Source organism: Pseudoduganella sp. OTU4001, from assembly GCF_038440195.1.
Taxonomy (GTDB): Bacteria; Pseudomonadota; Gammaproteobacteria; order Burkholderiales; family Burkholderiaceae_D; genus Rugamonas.
This window is the reverse complement of sequence record NZ_JASATG010000042.1, coordinates 1-18,609: the sequence shown is the minus strand read 5'-3', so window position 1 is coordinate 18,609 and position 18,609 is coordinate 1. Positions and strand designations below refer to the sequence as shown.

Below are 18,609 nucleotides of genomic sequence, written 5' to 3'. Positions count from 1 at the left end.
CAAACCGACTAGCCGGGCCCGCGCCCGGCGCCTCGCAAAAGCGGCAAGACCACCAGTCTTGCCGCTTTTTTCTCGGCTTTAAAAACTTGGGTAACTCACAGCGCCTGCGGTAGAATCGCTGGGATTGCATATCAGGAAGGTGACCCCGCAGCCCCATGACGCAAACTAAATTCCCCCATACTGCGGTGCAGTGCCTGACGGCGGTGGCGCAGCATCACGGCTTGCAAATCAATCCCGAGCGCCTGATCGACGATTACGCGCTGGGGTCGGAAGAGCCGGGTGACGGATTGCTGTTGCGCATGGCAAACGACATTGGCCTGAAAGCCACCAGCGGCACCCTGACGTGGGAAGGTTTGCTGAACCAGAGCGGCGTGTTCCCGCTGCTGGCGCGCCTGAACAATGGCCAGATGGTGATCGTGATCGGCGCCCGCAGCGGCGAAGGCGCAGGCGAAGGCCAGGTGGCCGTGCTCGATCCGATGGCCGGCACCGCGCAAGTGGAAATGCTGCAGCGCGCCGCGCTGACCGCGCGCTGGAGCGGCGCCGTGCTGTTCGTCAAACGCCAGCACAAGCTGACCGACCCCAACCAGCCGTTCGGCCTGCGTTGGTTCATCCCGGAAATCCTGCGCCAGAAGGCCGCCTTCCGCGACATCTTCATCGCCGCCATCGCCATGCAGCTGCTGGCCCTGGCCTCGCCGATGTTCTTCCAGCTGGTGATCGACAAGGTGCTCAACCACCAGGCGGTCACTACGCTGTGGGTACTGTCGGTCGGCGTCATCATGGCCCTGCTGTTCGATTCCACCTTCGGCTTCCTGCGCCAGATGCTGATCCTGGCGGCCTCCAACAAGATCGACATGCGGCTGACGCGGCGCACCTTCAGCCACCTGCTGTCGCTGCCCATCGATTACTTCGAGACCACCACGGCCGGTGTCATCACGCGCCACATGCAGCAGCTGGAACGCATCCGCTCCTTCCTGACCGGGCGCCTGTTCTTCACCGGCCTCGACCTGATCACGCTGGTGATTTTCCTGCCGATCCTGTTCTCGTATTCCTTCCAGCTGACCATGATCGTGCTGGTGTTCGCCCTGCTGATCGGCGGCATCGTGCTGGCCATGGTGCCGCCGTTCCAGCGCCGCCTGCACGCGCTGTACGCGGCCGAGGGCGCACGCCAGGGCATGCTGGTGGAAAGCATCCACGGCATGCGCACGGTCAAGGCGCTGGCCCTGGAGCCGGCCCAGCGCCGCCAGTGGGACCAGCGTTCGGCCGAAGCGATCAATATGCACTTCCGCGTCGGCCAGATTTCCATCACCGGCAACGCGGTCACCGACTTCCTCGGCAAGCTGATGCCGGTGCTGCTGATCATCGTCGGCGCCCAGCTGGTGTTCGACCAGGCGCTGTCGGTCGGCGCCCTGATCGCGTTCCAGATGCTGTCGCAGCGCGTCACCCAGCCGCTGATCTCGATCGCCGGCCTGATCAACGAATACCAGGAAACCGCGCTGTCGGTGAAGATGCTGGGCGAGGTGATGAACCGTGCGCCGGAAGGCCGCGCCGGCGCCGGCGGCCTGCGCCCGACCCTGAAGGGCGAGATCAAGTTCGAGGACGTGACCTTCCGCTACCCGGGTTCGCAGACCAATGCGCTGGACCGCACCGCCTTCACCATCCAGCCCGGCACCGTGGTCGGCATCGTCGGCCGTAGCGGCTCGGGCAAGACCACCCTGACCAAGGTGATCCAGGGCCTGTACAACGTGCAGTCGGGCATCGTGCGCTTCGACGGCACCGATGCGCGCGAAATCGAGCTGTCGCACCTGCGTCGCCAGGTCGGCGTAGTGCTGCAGGAGAACTTCCTGTTCCGCGGCACCGTGCGCGACAACCTGCTGGTCACCAAGCCGGACGCCACGTTCGAGGAAATCGCCGAAGCGGCGGCCGCCGCCGGCGCCGACGAGTTCATCGAGCGCCTGCCGCATGGCTACGACACCATGCTGGAAGAAAACGCGGCCAACCTGTCCGGCGGCCAGAAACAGCGCCTGTCGATCGCGCGCTCGCTGCTGGCCAAGCCGCGCATCCTGATCCTGGATGAAGCGGCGTCGGCACTGGATCCGGAAAGCGAAGCGATCTTCATCAACAACCTGTCGCGCATTGCCGTCGGCCGCACCGTGGTGATGATTTCGCACCGCCTGTCGACCCTGGTCAATGCCGACGCCATCATGGTGATGCAGCGCGGCCGCCTGGTCGACATGGGCCGCCATGAAGAACTGCTCACCCGTAGCGACACCTACCAGCACTTATGGAACCAGCAAACAAGCCACCTGTGAAGCGCGGCGACGAAACCCGGGTCGACTTCCTGCCGGACGCGGATGCCATCGAGCGCATGCCGCTGCCATCGTACCTGCGCATCACCCTGCATTTACTGGCGGGGGTGTTCCTGGTGTTCATCCTGTGGGCCATTTTCTCCAAGGTGGAGAAGGTGGTGATGGCGCCGGGGCGCCTGGTCAACACGGTGCCGAATATCGTGGTGCAGCCGCTGGAAACCTCGCTGGTGCAGCGCATCGAGGTGCGCGCCGGCCAGGTGGTGAAGAAGGGCCAGCTGCTGGCCACGCTCGACCCGACCTTCACCCAGGCCGACGAGGCCCAGCTGCGCAGCCGCCTGCAAAGCCTGCAGAACCAGGAGAAATCGCTGCGGGCTGAACTGACCGGCAAGGCGGCGCCGGCCGGCAAGCTGTCCTCGGCCGACGACATCCTGCAGGCGCAGTTGTCGAACGAGCGCCAGGCCAATTTCGAGGCGCAGAAAAACCGCCTGGACCAGACCATCGAGCGCCTCAAGGCCAGCATGGAAACCAATAAGCGCGACCAGCAGGTGCTGGCGCAGCGCCTGAAATCGCTGAGTGAAATCGAAGCCATGCAGGAAAAGCTGCTGGCCGAGAATTTCGGCGCCAAGATGCACCTGCTGGAAGCGCGCGACCGCCGCCTGGAAGTGGAGCGTTCGCTGGTGATGGGCCGCAACCGCGACGCCGAGCTGGCGCGCGAACTGGGCGCCGCCGAAGCCGAGCGCGCCGCCTTCAACAAGGGCTGGCGCCAGAAATCGATGGAAGACCTGCTGGGCGCCACGCGTGAACGCGACAGCATCGCCGAGCAGCTGGCCAAGGCCGACAAGCGCCACCAGCTGGTGCAGCTGACCGCGCCGGCCGATGCGGTGGTGCTGGAAGTGGGCAAGCTGTCGCCGGGTTCGGTGGTGCAGGCGGCGGAAAAGATGTTCGTGCTGGTGCCGCTGCACGGCCAGCTGGAGGCGGAAGTGTTCATCGACGCCAGCGATATCGGCGGCATCAAGGTGGGCGACACGGTGCACGTGAAGCTGAGCGCCTACCCGTTCCAGCAGCACGGCATGTTGGAAGGAAAGGTGCGCACCATCAGCCGCGACGCCTTCCAGCGCGACCAGGCGCCGCCGGGCGCGCCGTCCGACTCCTACTACATCAGCCGCATCGAGCTGGGACCGAACAAGCTGCGCAATATGCCGCCGAATACCCAGCTGCTGCCGGGCATGACGCTGAACGGCGAAGTCGTGGTGGGCAAGCGCTCGGTGATGTCCTACCTGCTGTGGCCACTCACCAAGGCGCTCGACGAGTCGATCCGCGAACCTTAAGCCGCGCCGCGCAGGCGCGCCAGCACGGCGTCCACATTGTCCGCCGTGATCGGCAGGCCCAGCAAGTCGCGGTTGCGCAGGATGGTTTCATCGCTGAGCTGGGAATAATCCAGCGTCAGCATCTTCTCGATCACCTCCGGCGTGAAGCGGTAGCGGATCACCTGGGCCGGGGTGCCCCCCACCACCGCATACGGCGGCACGTCCTTGGTGACCACGCTGCCGGCCGCTACCACGGCGCCCTGGCCGATCGTCACGCCGGACAGGATGGTGCAGTGGTAGCCGATCCAGACGTCGTCGCCGATCACGATCGGGCCCTTGCTGAGCGCCTCGGTGGTGGCGAAGAACTTGGCCTGGAACGGGAAGGTCGAGAAGCCGTCGGTGGCGTGGCCGCCGCCCAGCAGGAACTTGGCGTCGTCGGCGATCGACACGTAATGGCCGATGTGCAGCGCTTCCTCCGGCGATCCGAACATCCATAACGTCAGGCCGCCATAGCTGCGGCGCCCCACCGTGATGCGGTTGAAATCGACCATGCCGTGGCCGCGTTCCAGCGTGACTTCATTGTGCGGGTTGAGCGCGCGGAACTGGGCCGCCTGGCGTGCGTGGTGCGCCGCGATCAGGTCCTGCGGCGTTTCCGGTGCGACGGCGGTCTTGGGCGCCATGGCCAGTTTTTCCATCGCCTGGTAGAAGTAATCGTCCTGCAGGTAGTCCTGCATATACGGGAAGAAGCCGGTCTTCTGGAAATCGTTGTTGGTGTCGAAGTAGTACGGGATGATGTGGTTCAGCAGCAGCCGCTTTTTCTCCGCCTCGAACAGCGCGCGGTCCAGGCGGCCCGCCTCCAGCTGCCATTTCAGGATTTGCAGGTAATTCTTGCCGAACACTTCGGCGATGTTATAGCCGCCCTTGGCGCTGTAGCCGCCCTTGCGCCCCACCGGCAAACCGATGAAGTAGGTGTCGAACAGCACGATGGCGCGCTTGCCCAGGGCCAGCAGGCGGTACAGCACATCGGTTTGCAGCAGGCGCAGGTGGGCGTTGCGGCTCACATCCGGCATGGCGCGGAATTCGTCGCGCCACATGCCGAAGCCGCCGATCCAGGTCGCGATATACGACACGCGGCGCAGGAAGTCGTTCATGCTGGTCAGGATTTCCAGCGGCTCCTCCTGCCGGTTGTTGCCGTTGGTGAAGAAGATCACCGGCTTTTCCAGCGCGGTGGCCTTGAACACCTTCAGCATCTCGGCCAGGCTGCCATCGCGGAACGTCAGGTTGTCGTTGTGCAGCTTGAGGTAGGTGCCGCGGCCTTCGCCCATCACGAAGGCGAAGTTGAGGTCGGGCGAGATGGTGTCGGCCTGGCGGAACACGCGGATCTTGTCCGGGAAGGCGGCCGCGTAGCGCGCCGTCACGGCTTGCGTGTCGTCGTCCGAGCAGTTATCCGAAATCACCACCTCGACATCGTGGCCGTCGCGGAAGGCCGCCTGCACCACGATGCTCTCGAGGGTTTGCGCCAGCAGCGGGCCGCGGTTGAAAGTGGGAATGCAGATCGACAGCGTCAGTGCGGGCGTTTCCATGGTCTCAGGCGTTTGCTTCGTAGCGGCGCAGCAGCTCGGCGTGCTTGGCCGGGTGCAGGAAGAAATAATTGGTCGGGATGGTGTGCTCGTCCATTTCGCCGAACGGGTGCAGGCGGCCGCCCTCGGCGGTGAACACGCGGTAGCCGAGCTTGCGGAACAGCGCGAAGATCTCGTTCGGGTTGTAGTTGAACTTGGCCGACCACTTGCGCAGGATCTCCGCCAGCACCGCCGGCTTGTCGCGCGCGATCGTATCCAGGCCGCCCTGGAACACCAGCAGCTCGGCGCCTTCCACGTCGCACTTGATGAAGTCGACCCGGGTGCCGGTCTCGCGCGTGAAGTCGTCCAGCGTGCGCACCTGGCACTGGAAGGTGCGCACGTCGCTGCGCCCGGTCAGGTTGACCGAGGAAGCGTTGCCCGAGCCTTCCGGCGGGTAGTAGAAGGTGAACTCGCCGGCCTGGTTGGACAGGCCGAAGTGGAAGCTCTTGACGTTGTTGGTGGCGTTCAGCGCCAGGTTGGTCTGCAGCTGGCCGTAGGTGGTCGGCAGCGGCTCGAAGGCGTATACCGTGCTGGCGCGGCGCGAGGCGGCGATATTGATCGAGTACCAGCCGATGTTGGCGCCGATGTCGAAGAAGTTGTCGCCGTCGGCCACCAGGTTTTCCATCATGGTCGACTCTTCTTTTTCGTAGTCGAAAAAGTTCAGCGTCTCCATCGGCGACACGCGGTAGTCGCCCGGGGTGCAGGCGATGCGGATGCCGCGGTCGCGCGAGGTCATCACCACCTTGCCGTCTTCGATCTCGATCTTGCGCACATTGGTCTGCGCCAGGTAGTTGGCGTAGTCGAACAGCGCCGCGTGGTGCTCTTCGTACATGGTGCGGATGAAGGTCGGCTTGTCGATGCTGCCGGCCTGGAACTGGGCGAGGGTGTCTTGGATGGATTTCATAGGGCGCTCGAGTGGGTCAGGTGCGGGCGGGCTGCCAGCGGTCCAGGGTCAGCTGCATCTGCTCGCGCAGGAAGTCCTGGCTGCCGGCGCTGCTGATGAAGGCGTTCGGGATCGCAATGCGCTGCACGGCCGGCAGGCGCGCCAGCTGGCCGCCGGACAGCAGGTCGTGCAGGCGTTCCAGGATGGCCGAGCCGAAGCCGCCGTTGGCCTGGTGCTCTTCCAGCGTGGCCACCTGGTCGTAGCGCGCCGCCAGCGTGGCCAGCTGCGCGCTGTCGATCGGGTTGACGAAGGGGAAGCTGTGCACGTCGACCGGCAGCTGGCGCGCTTCCAGGTAGCGCACCGCGTAGCCGACCATGTCGCCGGTGGCGAACACGGCGGCGGTGGCGCCGGGCACCGTGCGCACCGCCAGGCTGGCGCCGAGCGCCAGGGCCGGCGGCTGCGGCTGCGGGTGCAGGCGCGGTTCGCCCGCCTTGTTCAGGCGCATATAGCAGGGGCCGCGGTGCTGGCTGATGAAGGCCGTCATGGCGTCCACCTCGGCCGGGTCGCCCGGTGCGGTCACCACCATGCCCGGGATGGTGCGCAGCATGCCCAGCTCCTCGGTGGTGTGGTGCGAGGTGCTGAGCGGGCCGTAGGCATAGCCGCCGCCGACCGCGATGATCTTCACGTTGGCGTCGTGGTAGCAGACGTCGTAGCGGATCTGCTCCATCGCGCGCAGGGTGGGGAAGTTGCCGATCGAGTAGCAGAAGACGGTGTAGCCTTCCATGCTGAGGCCGGTCGCCAGGCCCACCATATTCTGCTCGGCGATGCCGACGTTCAGGAATCGGTCGGGGAAGCGCTGGGCGAACGGCTCCAGCACCGAGTAGCCGAGGTCGCCGCACAGCAGGAAAATGCGCTCGTCCTGTTCGGCCAGGGCCAGCAGGGTCTTGATGAAGCTGTTCCTCATGCCGCCACCCCGCCCAGTTCCTGGCGCGCCGCCTCGTATTGCGCCGCGTCGGGCGATTTGTAGTGCCAGGCCAGCTGGTGTTCCATGAAACTGACGCCTTTGCCTTTGATGGTGTGGGCGATCACCACGCGCGGCTTGCCGCTGCGGCCGCCTTGCGCCAGCGCCGCCTGCAGCGCGGCGTGGTCGTGGCCGTCCACTTCCAGGGTTTCCCAGCCGAAGGCGGTGAACTTGTCCGCCAGCGGGTCCAGGTTGAGCACTTCGGCGGTGCTGCCGAAGCTTTGGATCTTGTTGTAGTCGACCACCAGGGTCAACTGGTCGAGGCCGTGGTGCGGCGCGAACAGGATGGCTTCCCAGTTGCTGCCCTCGTCCAGTTCGCCGTCGCTGACGATGGCGTAGGTGTGCCAGCCCTGGCCGCGGCGCTTGCCGGCCAGCGCCACCCCGGCCGCCACCGACAGCGCGTGGCCCAGGCTGCCGGTCGACAGTTCGACCCCGGCCACCTTGTGGTTGACGTGCGAGGTCAGGTAGCTGCCGTTGTCGGTAAAGGTGTCCAGTTCGGCGCGCGGGAAGTAGCCGCTCTCGGCCAGCGCCGCGTACAGCGCGGTGCAGGCGTGGCCCTTGCTGTAGAACAGGCGGTCGCGCTGCGGCGCCTTGGGCTGGGACGGGTCCTTCACCAGTACGCTGCCGTACAGCACGGCCAGGATGTCGGCCACCGAGAAGGCGCCGCCCAGGTGGGACGCCTTCTTGCTATGGCACATGTGCAGGCACTGCAAGCGGATGCGCTGCGCCAGGTCTTCGGTGCGGTTCATGTCAGAGATAGCTTTCAATGGTGCGGCGGAAGCCGTCCGCCAGCGAGGTGCGCGGCTGCCAGCCGAGGGCGGCGGCGCGCGCGATGTCGGGACAGCCGCGCGCCACGGCGCTCGGCATGTAGTTGTCGCCGGCGGCGCGCTCCACATAGCTCAGGGTCAGGCCTTTTTCCGGGTACAGGCCGACCAGCAGCTGGCCCAGGGCGCGCATGCTGATTTCACCGTCCGGGTTGCCGATATTGTAGGCCGCGCCGGGCGCGCCTTCCAGCAGCACGCGCCAGAAGCCGGCCACCGCGTCGGCCGAGTAGCAGAAGGCGCGCGTGGCCAGGCCGTCGCTCTTCAGCGCGATGTTCTCGCCGCGCAGGATGGCCGCCACGAAGTCGGCGTACACGCGGCCGTCGTCCAGCTGCATGCGCGGGCCGTAGGTGTGGAACGGGCGCACGATCTTGACCGGCACGCCGTGCTGGTGGTGCCACGACACGCACATGTTCTCGCCCATGCGCTTGCTCTCGGCGTAGCAGGCGCGCACATTGGTGGGGTCGACCACGCCGTAGTCGCCCTCGGCAGTCGGCACGCGCGACGGCTGGCCGTACACTTCGCTGCTGCTGAAATACAGGAAGCCGCGGCTGTGGCTGCGGCGCGCCAGTTCGAGCAGGGCGGCGGTGCCGAGCGTGTTGGCGCTCAGGGTGCCGACCGGGTCCGACGAATAGTACTTCGGGCTGGCCTGGCTGGCGGCGTGGATGATGTAGTCGGGCTGCTCGTCCAGCGTGAACGGCTGGCTGATGTCCTGTTCGATGAACACCAGGTCGCTGCGCCCGGCATGGTGGGCGAAGCGGCGTTCGAAACCGGGCCGGCTGCGCGCCAGGGCCAGCACGCGGATGCCGAGCGCGCGCGTTTCGTTCAGGTACAGCATGGTCTCGACCATGTAGGCCGGCAGGAAGCCGGCCGCGCCCGTGATGCACACGGTGCGCCCGGCCAGCGGCGCCCAGTCGATGCCGAAGCCGTCCACGATGGCCGCCATGTCGGCGGCCTCGATCGGATGTCGTTGCAACGCCGCCATGCTCAGAAGCCGACGCCGAAGAATTGTTCCAGCTTCTCGGCCGCGAAGTCCAGCATCTCGCGCGACAGGCCGGGGTAGACGCCGATCCAGAAGGTGTCGTGCATGATGCGCTCGGTGTTGGCCAGCTCGCCGGCCACGCGGTAGTTGCGGCCGATCATGTACGGCTGGCGCAGCAGGTTGCCGGCGAACAGCAGGCGGGTGCCGATCTTGTGCTGGTCCAGGTAGGTCAGCAGGTCGACGCGGCTGCAATTGGCTTCCGGCTTCAAGGTCAGCGGGAAGCCGAACCAGGACGGGTCGCTGCCGGCGGTGGCTTCCGGCAGCACCAGGAACTCGGCGCACGATTGCAGGCGCTCCTTCAGGTAGGCGAAGTTGTCCTTGCGCGCCTGGATGAAGCCCGGCGCGCGGTCGATCTGGGCCAGGCCGCAGGCCGCCTGCATATCGGTGATCTTCAGGTTGTAGCCGAGGTGGCTGTAGGTGTACTTGTGGTCGTAGCCTTCCGGCAGGGTGCCCAGCTTCTGGCAGAAGCGCTTGCCGCAGGTGTTGTCCTTGCCCGGCGCGCAGTAGCAGTCGCGGCCCCAGTCGCGGAACGACTCGGCGATCATCTTCAGCTCGTAGTTGTTGGTGAATACCGCGCCGCCCTCGCCCATGGTGATGTGGTGCGCCGGGTAGAACGACATGGTGCCGATGTCGCCGAAGGTGCCGACCATCTTGCCGTTGTAGGTCGAGCCGAGCGCGTCGCAGCAGTCTTCCACCAGCCACAGATTGTATTTCTTGCAAATGGCGGTGATGGCGTCCAGGTTGTACGGGTTGCCCAGCGTGTGGGCCAGCATGATGGCCTTGGTCTTCGGGCTGATCGCCGCTTCCAGCTTGCTCACGTCGATATTGTAGGTGCCCAGCTCGACGTCCACGAACACCGGGACCGCGCCGAACTGGATGATCGGGTTGACCGTGGTCGGGAAGCCGGCCGCCACGCCGATCACCTCGTCGCCCGGCTGGATCGCGCGTTCGCCCAGCTTGGGCGAGGTCAGGGCGCTGAACGCCACCAGGTTGGCCGAGGAGCCGGAGTTGACCGTGATCAGGTGCTGCACGCCGATGAACTTGGCCAGCTTCTTCTCGAATTCATCGTTGAAGCGGCCGGTGGTCAGCCAGGCGTCGAGCGAGGCGTGCACCATCATTTCCATTTCCGGCGCGCCGACCACCTTGCCGGCCGGCGGCACCACCGTCACGCCCGGTTCGAAGGGGCGCGGCTGCGCCGCCGCCGCGTATTCGCCGACCAGCTTGATGATCTGCTCGCGCAGTTGTTCCTGTTTGTTTGCTTCGCTCATGTTCCAGCCTTGTCCGTTTATTCGATTGCAGTGTGTTGATAGTCGCCGATCTGGGCCAGCGTGACGGCGCGCATGTCGGCGCCGCGTGCATGGGCCTGGTGCCAGGCCACGATGCGGTCGATGGTGTGCGCCAGCGTCCAGCGCGGGCTCCAGCCCAGGCGCGCGCGCGCCTTGGAGCAGTCCAGCTTGAGGTAGGTCGCCTCGTGCGGCTGCGGTGCGCGGTCCAGCTCCCAGCGCGCGCCGTCGCCCCACTGGGCGCACAGGCGGCTGACGATCCATTCGACCGGGCGGGCGTCGGTATCGGGCGGGCCGAAGTTGAAGCCTTCGGCGAAATCGCCGTGGCCCTGGTACAGGGCCTCGGCCAGGGCCAGGTAGCCCGACAGCGGCTCCAGCACGTGCTGCCAGGGGCGGATCGCGTGCGGGCTGCGGATGTGCACCGGTGCGCCGCGCGCGATGGCGCGCATCATGTCGGGGATCAGGCGGTCTTCGGCCCAGTCGCCGCCGCCGATCACATTGCCGGCGCGGCCCGAGCCGAGCGCCACGCCATGCTGGGCGTAGGCGGCCGGGTTGAAGAAGGAGTTGCGGTAGGCGCTGGTGACCAGCTCGGCGCACGCCTTGCTGTTGCTGTACGGGTCGTAGCCGCCGAGCGCCTCGTTTTCGCGGTAGCCCCACGGCCACTCGCGGTTTTCATAGCATTTGTCGCTGGTGACGTTGACCACGGCCTTGATGCCGGGCGTGGCGCGCACCGCCTCGAACAGGTTGACCAGGCCCATCACGTTGGTGGCATAAGTTTCCACCGGGTGGGCGTAGGAGTAGCGCACCAGGGCCTGCGCCGCCATGTGGATCACGATCTCGGGCTGGGCCGCCTGCAGCGCCGCTTGCAGCGCCGCCGCGTCGCGCACGTCGCCCTCGAGGTGGCGCATGCCGGCCGCCACGCCGGCCGTTTCGAACAGGCTGGGCTGGCTGGCCGGGGCCAGCGCGTAGCCGGTGACCTGGGCGCCCAGGCTTTGCAGCCACAGGCTGAGCCAGCTGCCCTTGAACCCGGTGTGCCCGGTCAGGAAGACCCGCTTGCCGTGCCAGAATGCCGGGTTCATGCCCATTTTTTCCACGGCGCCTGGCCGCTCTGCCACAGCTCGTCCAGCAGCACCTTGTCGCGCAGCGTGTCCATCGGCTGCCAGAAGCCGCTGTGCAGGTAGGCGTTCATCTGGCCTTCCGCCGCCAGCCGCTCCATCGGGCCTTTTTCCCAGATGGTGCTGTCGTCGTCGATATAGTCGATCACTTTCGGCGACAGCACGAAGTAGCCGCCGTTGATCCAGTTGCCGTCGCCCTGCGGCTTTTCCTTGAAGGCGGTGATGCGCTGGCCGTCCATGTCGATGGCGCCGAAGCGGCCCGGCGGCTGCACCGCGGTCATGGTGCCCAGGCGGCCGTGTTCGCGGTGGAAGGCGATCGAGGCGGTGATGTCGATGTCGGCCACGCCGTCGCCGTAGGTGAAGCAGAACGCTTCTTCCTTTTCCACGTACTGGCGCACGCGCTTCAGGCGGCCGCCGGTCAGGGTGGCGTCGCCGGTGTCGACCAGGGTCACCTTCCACGGCTCGGCATGGCGCTCGTGCACCTGCATGGTGTTGTACTGCATGTCGAACGTGACGTCGGAGGTGTGCAGGAAGTAGTTGGCGAAGAATTCCTTGATCACATAGCCCTTGTAGCCGCAGCAGATCACGAAATCGTTGATGCCGTGCGCCGAGTAGGATTTCAGGATGTGCCACAGGATGGGCTTGCCGCCCACTTCGACCATTGGTTTCGGCTTCAGCGAGGTTTCTTCGCTCAGCCGTGTACCCAGACCGCCTGCCAGAATGACTGCTTTCATAGTGTCCCCGAAGTAGTATTTACAGGCATTGTACGGCGCGCCGCACCGCCAGCGCCACCTCGTCCGCCTGTTGCAGGGTCATGTGTGGCCCGATTGGTAAGCTCAGCACTTCGCGGTGGATCGCCTCGGCGATCGGGAAGTCGCCTTCCTTGTAGCCCAGTTCGGCGTACGCCTGCTGCATATGCGGCGCGATCGGGTAGTGCACGATGGTGCCGATGCCGGCCTCGGCCAGCGCGGCGGCCAGCCGGTCGCGCTGTGGGTGGCGCACCACATACAGGTGCCAGACCGGCTCGGCCCACTCGGGCACGCTGGGCAGCAGCAGGCCGGGGATGTCGGCCAGCAATTCGGTATAGCGCGCGGCGATCGCGCGGCGCAGCGTGTTGCCCTCGTCCAGCACGGCCAGCTTGGTGCTGAGGAAGGCCGCCTGCAGTTCGTCCAGGCGCGAATTGTAGCCCTGCACCTGGTTATGGTATTTCTTCTGCGAACCGTAGTTGCGGTAGGTGCGCAGGCGTTCGGCCAGCGCGCCGTCGCTGGTGGTGATGCCGCCGCCGTCGCCCAGCGCGCCCAGGTTCTTGCCCGGGTAGAAGCTGAAGGCGGCCGCCCGGCCCAGGCTGCCGGTGCGCTGGCCGCGGTAGCGCGCGCCGTGCGCCTGCGCCGCGTCCTCCACCACCAGCAGGCCGTGCTGCTCGGCCAGCGCCAGGATCGGCGCCATGTCGGCCGGCTGGCCGTACAGGTGGACCGGGATGATGGCGCGCGTGCGCGGCGTGATGGCGGCGGCGATGCGCGCCGGGTCGATATTGTAGGTGGCTTCCACCGGCTCGACCGGGATCGGGGTGGCGCCGCAGTAGCTGACCGCCAGCCAGGTGGCGATGAAAGTGTTGCTGGGCACGATCACCTCGTCGCCGGGGCCGATGCCGGCCGCCTTCAGCACCAGCATGATGGCGTCCAGGCCGTTGGCCACGCCGATGCCGTGGCCGGCGCCGCAGTAGGCGGCGAAGCGCCGCTCGAACTGCTCGACCTCCTGGCCGAGCACGAACCAGCCGGACTGCAGCACGCGCTGGAAGGCGGCCTGCAGTTCGTCGGCCTGGGACAGGTTGATTGCTTTGAGGTCGAGGAAGGGGATGCTCATGATGATGGTCGGGTTAGGCCTCGTGGGCCGCCACGGCGGCCTTGAAGGCGCCGTAGTCGTGGAAATAATCGGCCGGGTCGTACATGGTCGAGGCCAGCACCATGCATACCGCGCCCGAGGAGAAATTCTCGACCTCGCGCCACATCAGCTTGGGTACGTACAGGCCGTAATACGAGCGGTTCAGCTGGAACTTCTTGCGCTGGTGGCCGTCGTCGACAATCACGTCGAAGCTGCCGGACATGGCCACGAACAGCTGCTGCAGTTCGAGGTGGCCGTGGCCGGCGCGCGTCGAGCCGCCCGGCACGTCGTACAGGTAATACACGCGCTGGATGTCGAACGGGATGTGGCGCCCCGATTCGATCACGGACAGGTTGCCGCGCGGGTCGTTGTGGCGCGGCAGCTCGATGATGCGGCATTGGTCCAGCATGGTTATCCTTTCAGCGGGGCGGCGTAGGCCAGGTAGCGCTGGTACGACTGTTCGACCTGGCTGAACAGCGGCGCCAGGCGCGCGCGCGCGGCCGCCACCGACGGCTCCTGCGCCAGCAATTCCTCATCGCTGACCACGCCCAGCGTGTGCGAGGCCAGCAGCAGGTCGAAGTAGTCCGAGAAGCAGTAGCCGAAGTCCGGGTTGGCGTGCGGGTTGGAATTCGACTGCAGCACCGGGTCGCGCCGGAAGTAGCTCAGTTCCTCGTCGATGTAGAAGGCGCTGCCGCCCTCCACCAGGTTGAGGTAGGCGGCCACGTCGGCCAGGCCGCGCGTGCAATCGTGCGGGCCCAGCGCGAACAGGCGCTGCCAGCCGATCTGCCACAGCTTGTCGCGGCGGAACATGATGGAGCTGAACTCGCCGATGAAATTCTGCATGCCCAGCACCATGCTGCGGTGCAGGTCGCGCCCGGTCAGGGTGCCGTTGGCCTGGTACGGGCGGCGCGTCTCGAGCCGGTCGTTGCGGGCGTCGATCACCTGCGAGGCGGAAAACACCAGCTGCACCTCGTCGCGCCCGGTCATCGCCGTCACCATGCGCTCGACGCAGAACGGGTGCAGGATATCGTCGTCGAACAGCGGCTTGATGTAGTGGCCCTTGCCCGAATACAGCGCCGACAGCACGTTGTCGGTGCGGATCACCGTGTTGCGCTGGTAGAGCACGCCCGGGAAGCGGGCGCAGATCTGCTCGATGGCGTCGGTCGGGCAATTGTCGCTGACCAGGATTTCGGTATGCGGGTAGCTCTGGCCGATCGCCGAGCGCAGGCATTGCTCGAAATGCTCGGCCTTGTAGGACGGGATGACAATGCTGACCTTGGGCAGCTGGCTGGCCGGCGCGGTCATGCGACCTCAGCCACGAGGATGTACTGCGTCGGCAGGGCGTCCTGCACCGCCTGGTCGCCGGTGTGGCCGCCGGCCGCCGCCAGCGCGCGGATGGCCGGCAGGAAGTGCTCGCGTTCCGGCTCATCCGGGATCAGCGGGCTGCCGCCGGCAATGCGGAAGCCGCACTGCGCCAGCATGGCCAGGATGCTGCCGCGGGTGAAGACGTAGCGGTCGTCGCGGCTGAGCGCGGCGTTGTTGCCGGGCTGCGCATAGTGCAGGTCGCCCAGGCTGAGGCGGGCCTGCATGCGCCAGTGCTGGAAATTGCGCACCGAGATGATCAGCTGGCCGCCCGGCGCCATGGTGGCGTGGATATGGCGCAGCAGCGCCCAGGGGTCCTGCAGCGCGCCCAGCACGTCGCCCAGGATCCAGCAGTCGGCGCCGTCGGTGTGGCTGCGGAAGTCGGCGCTGGCCAGCTCGACATCCTCGGCGTAGACGAAATCGCAGTGCGGGCGGGCCAGGTCGGCCAGGCGCGCGTCGCGTTCGATCGCGGTGTAGTTGCAGATCGGGTTGATGGTGCGGTAAGCCTTGGCGAAGGTGCCGTCGCCGCAGCCGACCTCGACCAGGCGGCCGGCGGTGCGCGGGGTGAAGTGCAGCAGGTATTTATTCAGTTCGCTGCCCGCGCTGGGCAGGTCGTAATGGTAGCCGCCGGTGCGGATCACCGTGCCCTGCCAGTCGTGCTTGATGAAGATGCGCGTCGGCGTGCGCGAGAAATCGTTCTTCACCCAGTCCAGGTGGCGCAGCAGGTGGGCGTTGCCGGTGCGGTGCAGGGCCAGCATGGTCTGGATCAGCGGCGCGCCGTGCTTGATCGGCATCGGCCACTGGCGCATCACCTCGATATTGGCCAGCAGGCAGGCCGGGTGCAGGTAGGCCACCGGGCCGGTGTCGGGCTCGTCGTAGCCCTGCTCGTTGACCTGCTGGATGCCGCCCACGCCGTACAAGTGCGGTTCCAGCTGTGCCAGCATCGATTCCAGGAAACCGTTGGCCACGATTTCCACGTCCGAATCGAGGAACAGCACCGGGCCGCTCAGCGGCAGGTGGCGGATCGCCCAGGCCAGGCCGGGACCGTGGTGGATGTTGTAGCCGAACGGGATGAACGTGACATTCTGGTACTGCGCCGTGATCGGGCGGATCTGCTCCGCCACGTCCGGCCGCGAGCCGTCGATGACGTACACGGGGTTGGGGTAGAACTGGCGCAGGGTGCGCAGCAGCGCCTCGATCAGGTCCGGCGAATTGTAGGAAACGGTGATGATCGGGATGGAATGTGCGTGCATGGCAGGGTCGCTTAGGCCGCGATGGCGCGGACAATGAATTGGTAAGGCAGGGCGTCGGTGACGGCCTGCGCGGGGTCGGCGCCGGTGGCGGCCGCCAGCGCTTCGATCGCTGCCAGCGCGGCCGGCGGCGGCGCCACGCCGGACACGGTGGTTACGCTGATCACGGCGAAGCCGCATTCGGTGAACAATTGGCCCAGCGCGTGGCGGGTCAGCCAGTGCATGGCCAGCCGGCCCGGCACCTCGGCCGGCAGCACGCCGCCGGCCAGGCCGGCCTGCAGCGCCCAGTGCCCGCCGTTCAGCACGCAGGCGATGATCTCGACCGGACCGGAAGCCTGGCCGCGGATCTGCTTCAGCATGGCCCACGGGTCGCGCAGGCGTTCCAGCGTGCCCGGGAAGACCCAGGCCTGGGCCGCCGCCAGGTGCTGCCAGTCGCTCGGCGCCATGTCCTCCAGGCTGCTGGCCACCAGCGCGCTGGCCCAGCCGTCCGGTGCGTGCGTCGGCGCGATGGCGGTGTAGCGTGCGGCCGGCCAGGCATGGCGGTAGGCTTGCGCCAGTTCGCCCGGGCCCACCTCGGCCACGCTGTGCAGGCCGGGGCGCAGCATGCTCAGCATCACCGCGCCCTGCATCGGCAGCGGTTCCGGCGCCGGCACGCCGTGGCGCAGGGCGGCGGGGTCGACCGGCGCGTCGGTCGGTTCGCCCGGCGCCCGCACCCATACGGTTTCCAGCAAATCCTCGAAGTCGCGCACGAAGCGCGGCGTGTCGAACAGCGGCGACTGGTCGCGGTTGGCGGCCACCCGCGCGCGCAGCGCGGCCAGGCGGCCGCGCTCCTGGCCCAGCGCGACGGCGGTCTCGATGTAGTCGTCCAGCGTGTGCGTCACCAGTTCCGGTAAGTCCATCGCATGCAGCAGGCTGCCGGCCATGCGCGAACTGAAGGTGCGGCCGGCGCAGGTCAGCACCGGCAGGCCGGCCCACAGCGCGTCGCTGGCGGTGGTGCCGGCGTTGAACGGCGCGGTGTCGAGGAACAGGTCGGCCACCTGGTAGCGCGCCAGGTAGTCGGCCGGCGGCACGCGCGCGGCGAATACCAGGCGCGTGGCGGCCACGCCGCGCGCCTCCGCTTCGCGCACCAGGTTGGCGCGCGTGGCTTCGCCGTCGGCCACCAGCCACAGCACGCTGTCGGGCACGCGCTGCAGGATGCTCATCCAGGCGCCGAACACTTCCGGCGTGATCTTGAAGGTGCTGTTGAACGAGCAGTACACCATGCCGTGTTCCGGCAGGTGGTTGGCGGCGCGCGTCGGCGCGGCGCCGATGGCGCGCTGGCGGTCGTTGATCTGGAAGGTGCGCGGCATGTGCAGCGGCTTTTCCGTGAAATACGGCTCCAGCTCGGGCGGGATCAGGAAGCGGTCGGCCACCACGTAGTCGACGCCGGGAATCGCGGTCGAACCGGGGAAGCCCAGCCAGGTCAGCTGCACCGGGGCCGGGCGGTAGCACAGGATGCCGGGCCGCGCGCCCAGGGTCAGGCCGTGCAGGTCGACCAGGATGTCGATCTCATGGTCGCGGATGCACTCGGCCGCTTCCAGGTCGCTCATGCGGTCGATGCGGATGTAGTGGTCCATCGCGCTCACCACGCGCGCGCGCAGCGGCGAATGGTCCTCGCGGCTCCAGCTGAAGGCGTACACCTCGACGCGGGCGCGGTCGTGCAGTTCGTACAGCTCGGCGGTCAGGATCGACACCGCGTGCGAGCAGAAATCCGAGGACAGGTAGCCGATGCGCATGCGGCGGTGGGCGTAGCCGGCCGCGGTGCCGAGCGGCGCCACGTCGGTCTTCACCTTCTCGGCGATGAAGCGGCGCGCGGCGGCCAGCTGTTCGGCCGGGTCGGGCGAGGCGCCCAGCATGGCCAGGGCCGAGGTGCCGTCCAGCAGCGCCTCGTAGGAGATGTGCGGCAGGCCGCTGTAGACCGGCCACTCGCACAGCTTCTGGCGCAGGTGCACCCAGTGCGTGATGACGTTGCGCTGGTTCGGTTCGAGCAGCAGGCTCTGGCGCAGTTCCGCCTCCGCCTCCACCAGGCGCTTGCGGTTTTCCAGCAGCCGGCCCAGGTTGTTCAGCGCCTGCAGGTGCAGGGCGCGCTGCTCGGCCAGGTTGGACACGCTGTGCAGGATGTCGCGCCAGGTGGCCAGCGCGTCGTCCGGCCGGCCCAGGCGTTCCTGCAGGGTGCCCAGGTTCAGGCGCGCTTCGATGAAATTGGCGTTGAGGGCGATGGCGCGCCGGTACAGCTGTTCGGCGCCGTCGGTGTCGCCGCTGTCGGACAGCATCACGGCCAGGTTGAAGCAGACCGCATAGGCCAGCGGCGAAATGGTGTGGTCGAGCCATGCGCGGTAGAGGGCGATGGCCTGGGCAGTGTCGCCGCGTTCGGCCAGCTGCTGGGTGGCCGTAAACAGCTCAGGGACTTGCAACTGGCCTCGGGCGGCCAGCGTCTTCAGTTTCGACACATTGGGCAGCGGGGCGGCGAAAACAGATGCGGTCATTCCTCTTCTTTCAGGTCAAAGCGGCGCAACGCCGCAGCGGGCGCAGAGCATCATCATACCCTGTTGCCCGCTATGGCGGCAGGCTTTTTTGGCCCGGATGCAACATTGCTCAGCGCGGCGATGCGAGCAGCAGCTCCTGTGGCGGCTTGTACTCGACCGGACGCAGGCCGGCATCGGCCAGCGTGCTGCCGCCC

Annotated in this window: 15 protein-coding genes; 2 read left to right on the top strand and 13 right to left on the bottom strand. The window is 67.1% G+C overall.

The features are described 5' to 3' along the window. Nucleotides 1-155 precede the first annotated feature (155 nt). Together AAHE99_RS24360 and AAHE99_RS24355 are read left to right on the top strand one after the other, a co-directional pair. Nucleotides 156-2,309, top strand: coding sequence for a peptidase domain-containing ABC transporter (locus AAHE99_RS24360; protein WP_342120277.1), 2,154 nt, complete (start codon nucleotides 156-158; stop codon nucleotides 2,307-2,309). After that, nucleotides 2,282-3,634 carry an HlyD family type I secretion periplasmic adaptor subunit gene (locus AAHE99_RS24355; RefSeq protein WP_342120274.1) on the top strand — a complete coding sequence of 451 codons (1,353 nt, stop codon included), beginning with the start codon at nucleotides 2,282-2,284 and terminating at the stop codon, nucleotides 3,632-3,634. Before AAHE99_RS24360 ends, AAHE99_RS24355 begins: the two co-directional genes overlap by 28 nt. On the opposite strand, the gene AAHE99_RS24350 is transcribed toward AAHE99_RS24355, so the two are convergent. From AAHE99_RS24350 to AAHE99_RS24290, 13 genes are read right to left on the bottom strand one after another with little or no spacing between them, the layout of a single operon-like run. Next, nucleotides 3,631-5,196, bottom strand: coding sequence for a glycosyltransferase (locus AAHE99_RS24350; RefSeq protein ID WP_342120272.1), 1,566 nt, complete (start codon nucleotides 5,194-5,196; stop codon nucleotides 3,631-3,633). The genes AAHE99_RS24355 and AAHE99_RS24350 overlap by 4 nt on opposite strands. Before the next feature lie 4 nt (nucleotides 5,197-5,200). Beyond that, nucleotides 5,201-6,136: an FkbM family methyltransferase gene (locus AAHE99_RS24345; protein WP_342120269.1), complete on the bottom strand. Its 936-nt coding sequence runs from the start codon at nucleotides 6,134-6,136 to the stop codon at nucleotides 5,201-5,203. Nucleotides 6,137-6,152: 16 nt separating this feature from the next. Then, nucleotides 6,153-7,079, bottom strand: a complete 927-nt coding sequence (locus AAHE99_RS24340) for a transketolase family protein (protein ID WP_342120267.1) — start codon at nucleotides 7,077-7,079, stop codon at nucleotides 6,153-6,155. Continuing rightward, complete coding sequence (locus AAHE99_RS24335; protein WP_342120265.1) at nucleotides 7,076-7,885, bottom strand: transketolase; 810 nt, start codon at nucleotides 7,883-7,885, stop codon at nucleotides 7,076-7,078. Before AAHE99_RS24335 ends, AAHE99_RS24340 begins: the two co-directional genes overlap by 4 nt. 1 nt (nucleotide 7,886) lies before the next feature. Beyond that, complete coding sequence (locus AAHE99_RS24330; protein WP_342120263.1) at nucleotides 7,887-8,933, bottom strand: NAD-dependent epimerase/dehydratase family protein; 1,047 nt, start codon at nucleotides 8,931-8,933, stop codon at nucleotides 7,887-7,889. An 11-nt stretch (nucleotides 8,934-8,944) separates the two neighbouring features. Beyond that, nucleotides 8,945-10,267 carry a lipopolysaccharide biosynthesis protein RfbH gene (gene rfbH, locus AAHE99_RS24325; protein WP_342120261.1) on the bottom strand — a complete coding sequence of 441 codons (1,323 nt, stop codon included), beginning with the start codon at nucleotides 10,265-10,267 and terminating at the stop codon, nucleotides 8,945-8,947. A gap of 17 nt (nucleotides 10,268-10,284) precedes the next feature. Beyond that, nucleotides 10,285-11,361, bottom strand: a complete 1,077-nt coding sequence (rfbG, locus tag AAHE99_RS24320) for a CDP-glucose 4,6-dehydratase (protein WP_342120259.1) — start codon at nucleotides 11,359-11,361, stop codon at nucleotides 10,285-10,287. Next, nucleotides 11,358-12,131 (bottom strand): glucose-1-phosphate cytidylyltransferase, encoded by a 774-nt coding sequence (gene rfbF / locus AAHE99_RS24315; protein ID WP_342120257.1) that lies wholly within the window; start codon nucleotides 12,129-12,131, stop codon nucleotides 11,358-11,360. The genes rfbG and rfbF overlap by 4 nt, the downstream gene beginning before the upstream one ends. A gap of 19 nt (nucleotides 12,132-12,150) precedes the next feature. Then, complete coding sequence (locus tag AAHE99_RS24310) at nucleotides 12,151-13,260, bottom strand: DegT/DnrJ/EryC1/StrS family aminotransferase (protein WP_342120255.1); 1,110 nt, start codon at nucleotides 13,258-13,260, stop codon at nucleotides 12,151-12,153. Between the two features lie 13 nt (nucleotides 13,261-13,273). Next, complete coding sequence (locus tag AAHE99_RS24305; protein ID WP_342120252.1) at nucleotides 13,274-13,687, bottom strand: sugar 3,4-ketoisomerase; 414 nt, start codon at nucleotides 13,685-13,687, stop codon at nucleotides 13,274-13,276. A gap of 2 nt (nucleotides 13,688-13,689) precedes the next feature. Next, nucleotides 13,690-14,583 carry a glycosyltransferase family 2 protein gene (locus AAHE99_RS24300; protein ID WP_342120251.1) on the bottom strand — a complete coding sequence of 298 codons (894 nt, stop codon included), beginning with the start codon at nucleotides 14,581-14,583 and terminating at the stop codon, nucleotides 13,690-13,692. After that, nucleotides 14,580-15,893 carry a methyltransferase domain-containing protein gene (locus tag AAHE99_RS24295; RefSeq protein ID WP_342120248.1) on the bottom strand — a complete coding sequence of 438 codons (1,314 nt, stop codon included), beginning with the start codon at nucleotides 15,891-15,893 and terminating at the stop codon, nucleotides 14,580-14,582. Before AAHE99_RS24295 ends, AAHE99_RS24300 begins: the two co-directional genes overlap by 4 nt. 11 nt (nucleotides 15,894-15,904) lie before the next feature. Continuing rightward, a complete protein-coding gene (locus tag AAHE99_RS24290; protein WP_342120246.1) occupies nucleotides 15,905-18,415 on the bottom strand; it encodes an O-linked N-acetylglucosamine transferase, SPINDLY family protein in 2,511 nt (836 codons plus the stop codon). Nucleotides 18,416-18,609: the final 194 nt, after the last annotated feature.